Origin of the sequence: Mesorhizobium sp. M7A.F.Ca.AU.001.01.1.1 (assembly GCF_004022735.1) — a bacterium.
Classification (GTDB): domain Bacteria; phylum Pseudomonadota; class Alphaproteobacteria; order Rhizobiales; family Rhizobiaceae; genus Mesorhizobium; species Mesorhizobium ciceri.
The window spans coordinates 1-4,286 of sequence record NZ_RZPF01000583.1 but is presented as its reverse complement, the minus strand read 5'-3'; the positions used below and the strand labels follow the sequence as shown (position 1 = coordinate 4,286).

General features: G+C 64.1%; 2 protein-coding genes. Both read right to left on the bottom strand.

Going from position 1 to position 4,286, the window contains the following annotated elements; translation table 11 throughout:
- Window positions 1-86: 86 nt before the first annotated feature.
- Window positions 87-3,434, bottom strand: coding sequence for an error-prone DNA polymerase (locus EN884_RS27605; RefSeq protein ID WP_063169574.1), 3,348 nt, complete (start codon window positions 3,432-3,434; stop codon window positions 87-89).
- The coding region (locus EN884_RS27600) for a DUF6504 family protein (protein ID WP_348632991.1) at window positions 3,431-4,286 on the bottom strand (856 nt) is incomplete at its 5' end. The genes EN884_RS27605 and EN884_RS27600, both read right to left, overlap by 4 nt.

Here is a 4,286-nt window from a genome sequence, read left to right as displayed (position 1 = left end):
TTCTTGTACCCAATAGGCCGGCAGGACAGAGGGGGCGCGAAGGATCGCCGACGTCCGCTTTCGTTCCGCTCTTGGCATGGCCTTGCCTACTGAAAATTCCGCCCCTTGGGCATGACCTGTTCCGCTTCTTCCGACAGCGTTGCGAGATCCTGCCGGATCGGCGCGCTTTGTTTGGCGGGGCTGGAGCGATCCGAACCGTCCTTGGCGAGGTCTCTCGGAGGAACCACTGGTGCAGTCTCGCTGACCTTCTCCAGAAGCACGGTCAGCCAGGGCGTCAGATCCTCGATCTTCTCGGCAACGATGTGGACCACACCCGATTCCGACTGCAATTTCCCGGTGACCTTGACGAACCGGGCCCCCATGACGATAGGCCGATAGCGGTCGAAGGTTCTTTGCCAGAAGATGATGTTGGCCACCGCCTTGTCGTCCTCCAGCGTCAGGAAGATCGCATTGCCCTTGCCGGGGCGCTGCCGCACCAGCACGAGGCCGGCGACCGAGACGCGCCTGCCGTCGCGCACGGAAGGAAGATTCGCATTCGGGATGACGCCGGCGCGGTCGAGCCGCTCGCGCAGGAAGGCGACCGGATGCGCCTTCAGCGACAGGCCGAGCGCGCGGTAATCGTGGATGACATGCTCGCCGAGCGGCATTTTCGGCAGCCTCGTCTCCGGTTCCAGCTCGCGCAGGCGAAGCGCCGGCTGGTCGAACAGCGGCAGTCTTTCGGCGGCGCTCTTGCCGTCGAGCGCGCGCACCGCCCACAGGGCTTCGCGACGGTCAAGACCGAGCGAGCGAAAGGCATCGGCCTGCGCCAGTTTTTCGATCTCGCCGACATCGAGGCCGGAGCGCAGCCAGACATCCCTGACGGATACATAGCCTGAGCCGCGCCGCTCGACGAAAGCCTCCATGCGCTCCTTCGACAGGCCCTTGATCTGCCTGAAGCCGAGCCGCAGCGCATGATTTGTCTCGATGACGCCGCGCATTTCGGCATGGCGTGGCAGGATGCGGGCCGGATCGAATGGCGCCTTTTCCAACGTACAATCCCACACCGAAAAATTGACGTCGACGTCGCGGATGTCGACGCCATGGTCGCTTGCGTCGCGCACGAGTTGGGCCGGCTGGTAAAACCCCATCGGCTGCGAATTCAGGATCGCGGCGCAGAACACGTCGGGATAGAAGGTCTTGAACCAGCAGGAGGCATAGACGAGCAGGGCGAAGGAAGCAGCATGGCTTTCAGGAAAGCCGTATTCGCCAAAGCCCTCGATCTGCTTGAAGCAGCGCTCGGCGAAGTCCTTCGTGTAGCCCTTGCCGACCATGCCATTGATCATACGGTCGCGGTAATTGCCGATGGTGCCGGTGCGCTTGAAGGTGGCCATGGCGCGGCGCAGTTCATCGGCTTCGCCCGGTTTGAAACCGCCGGCGACGATGGCGATATTCATCGCCTGTTCCTGGAACAGCGGTACGCCAAGCGTTTTCTTGAGGATCGCTTCCAGCTCCGGCTTTTGATACTCGGCCTGTTCCTTGCCTTGCCGGCGGCGCAGATAGGGATGGACCATGTCGCCCTGGATCGGGCCCGGCCGAACGATCGCCACCTCGATGACGAGATCATAAAAGGTTTTCGGCTGGAGGCGCGGCAGCATCGACATCTGGGCCCGCGATTCGATCTGGAAGACGCCGAGCGTGTCGGCGCGACAGATCATCTTGTAGACCTGCCTGTCCTCCGGCGGCAGGGTGGCCAACACATAGGGCTGCCCATAATCATCCCGCGCATTAGGATAGTGATCCGTGAGCAAGGTGAAGGCGCGTTGCAGGCAGGTCAGCATGCCGAGCGCCAGCACGTCGACTTTCAAGATCTTCACCGCGTCGAGATCGTCCTTGTCCCATTCGACCATCTTGCGCTCGTCCATCGCCGTCTTGACGATAGGCACAATCTCGTCGAGCCGGTCCCTGGTGATGACGAAGCCGCCGACATGCTGGGAGAGATGGCGGGGGAAGCCCATGATCTCATTGGCACGCTCCATCACGTGCCCCGACACCGGGTCGGTGCGGTCGAGGCCGCCGGCGCGGGCTTCCTTCTCGCCAAGCTCCGATGTCGACCAACCCCAGATCGAGCCGGAAAGCGATGCCCTGACATCCTCGGACAGGCCCATCGCCTTCGACACTTCGCGCAGCGCCGAACGGCCGCGATAGCTGATGACGGCGGCGGCAAGTGCCGTGCGCTTGCCGCTGTATTTCTCGTAGATGTACTGGATTACAGTTTCGCGCTTTTCGTGCTCGAAATCGACGTCGATATCCGGCGGCTCGTTTCTCTCCTCGGAAATGAAGCGCTCGAAGAGCGAATCGATTTTTTCCGGCCCCACTTCGGTGATGCCGATGCAGAAGCAGACGACCGAATTGGCGGCTGATCCACGTCCCTGGCAGAGAATATCCTTGCTGCGCGCGAACTTGACGATGTCGTAGACAGTCAGGAAATAGCGGGCATAGTTGAGGCGTTCGATCAAAGCGAGCTCTTCCTCGATGCGCTTGGTCACGGAATCCGGCACACCAGCCGGATAGCGGTTCGCCGCTCCCTCCCGCGCCAGTCGCGCCAGCTCAGCCTGTGGACCAAGACCCGATTCCGTCGGCTCGTCGGGGTAGTTGTACTGGAGGTCGCCGAGCGAAAAAGTCAGCTCTTGCGCAAATCGCAGCGTCTCGGCCAGCGCCTGCGGGTGCCGGCGGAACAGGCGGCCCATCTCCATCGGCGGCTTCAGATGGCGCTCGGCATTGGCGGCCAGTTGTAGCCCGACCTCGGCAACGGGCGTGTTGAGGCGGATCGCGGTCAGCACGTCCTGCAACGGGCGCCGTTCGGCGGTGTGATAAAGAACGTCGTTGGTCGCCATCAGCGGAATGCCGGCGCTCTCGGCAAGTGCTGCCGCCTGCTCGATGCGGAAACGGTCATTGCCGGCGTAGTCGGGCGAAACGCCAAGCCGCAGGTTCCTGCCGAAACGGCCCTTGAGCTCACCAAGCAAGGCAAGACTGTCTTGCGCCCCCGTCGACAGACCGGGCAGGACCGCCAGCGACATCAGGTCACCCCATTCGAGCAGGTCGCCGCGCTGGAGAAGGGTGGCGCCTTTTTCGTTCTCGTCGCGCAGATTGGCTTGCGTCAGCATGCGGCAGAGGTGCCCCCAGCCCTTGCGGTCCTGGGGATAGGCGAGGATGTCCGGCGTGCCGTCGTCAAAAACCAGCCGGCAGCCGGGGTGATAGGAGAGTTTTTCGACCTTGGCCTGCTGCCAGGCGCGCACCACGCCGGCCACCGTGTTGCGATCGGCAAGTCCGATCGCCGAGAAGCCCAGGAGCTTGGCCGCGACCACCAGCTCCTCCGGCTTGGAGGCGCCGCGCAGGAAGGAGAAATTCGACTGGATGCCGAACTCGGCATAGGGAATGACGGTCAGCGCGTTCATGCGAAGACTCCATGCAGGAACCAGCGCGGCGGGACTTGCGAGGCGCCGCCGTAGAGGCCTTGCCGGTAGAGCCAGTAGCGGCGGCCGTCGGCATCCTCGATGCGGAAATAGTCGCGCGTCGATGCCGCCTCGTCGCTTGGCGCTTCCCGCCACCATTCGGCGGCGATGCGTTCCGGCCCTTCGGCGCGCTTGACCCGGTAGAGCGCGCGCCGCCAGCGGAAGTTCAGCGGCGGTCCTTCCGGCATTTCGGTGGCCGGCACATCGATGGGTTCGGGCGAGCGGAACAGCCGGATCGGTCGTTCCGGCGGAAATATGGTTTTTGGTGCCTGCAGCCTGTCCGGCTTCTTCGGCGGCGTGGTCCGGCACGGCGCGTCGGTGAAGGGGATGGTGGCGACGGCACGCTCCGGCAGATGGCTTTCGACCGCGACTGCCCGGAGAACCGCGCCATCGCCGAGCCGGGCGCGGATGCGGTCGGCGAACAGCGCGATATCGGCGCCGTCGTCGGTCACCTCGCCGGCAAGATCGGCCTGCTGCATGTCGAAGGTGGCTGATGCCAACACCGAGAGCCGCACCAGATCGAAACCATAGCCGGCATCGATATCCTGTTCGAGCGCGGCCAGCCTTTCATGGAACAGTTTCTGGATCAGCATGGGTTCGCGCATCGGCCGCGAGGTACCGAGCGCGATGCGGCTGACGGCGCCGTCGACGCGAAAGAGCAGCAGCGCCAGCGTCCGGGCGCCCTCGCCGCGGCGCTCGAGGTCGGTCTTCAAGGTCGCCGCCAGCATGCCCACCAGCCGTTCGATGTCCTCGGTCAGGGTGACGGGTTCGGCGAGGGCGCCCGGACGCTGGCGC

Bases quoted from the DNA above. Each gene is read 5' to 3' on its own strand.
- EN884_RS27605 (WP_063169574.1), bottom strand. From the start codon at position 3,434: ATGAACGCGCTGACCGTCATTCCCTATGCCGAGTTCGGCATCCAGTCG.